The sequence below is a fragment of the Mesorhizobium sp. M2E.F.Ca.ET.219.01.1.1 genome (genome assembly GCF_004016445.2).
GTDB lineage: Bacteria > Pseudomonadota > Alphaproteobacteria > Rhizobiales > Rhizobiaceae > Mesorhizobium.
In genome coordinates this window covers 1-330 of sequence record NZ_SADT02000157.1, presented here as the reverse complement: position 1 = coordinate 330, position 330 = coordinate 1, and the positions used below count along the sequence as shown (strand labels likewise).

General features: G+C 61.8%; 1 protein-coding gene. It reads right to left on the bottom strand.

Annotated elements, in window-relative coordinates; all coding sequences use genetic code 11:
* On the bottom strand, positions 1-241 hold a 241-nt coding region (locus EN862_RS35330; protein WP_245519828.1), incomplete at its 3' end, for an oligosaccharide flippase family protein.
* Positions 242-330 lie beyond the last annotated feature (89 nt).

Sequence of the window (330 nt, the reverse complement as noted above, 5' to 3'; positions counted from 1 at the left end):
GCCGCTCCTCAAGCACAGGTCGCTGCACGATCGCGGGGCTAATGCCTAGTCCCTGGAAGATGGTCGAAAACCTGATGATGATCAGGGCTGCGGAGTAAAGGCCGAACTCGGTAGGCGAGAGCAGCCGGGCCAGGACGAGGAGGGCGACAAGCTCCGCGACCGCGAGAGCGCCCATGGACAGGGCCGTCCAGAACATGCCCACGACACTTTTTTTGGCCAGCCCGCGTCGAACGTCGCTCACGCTTCTCTCCACTCACTTGGCCGACCGGTCAGGCGGCCAATGCATTTTCCTGGGTGCACTCTGCAGACGACGAAATCCGAAATGTCGGA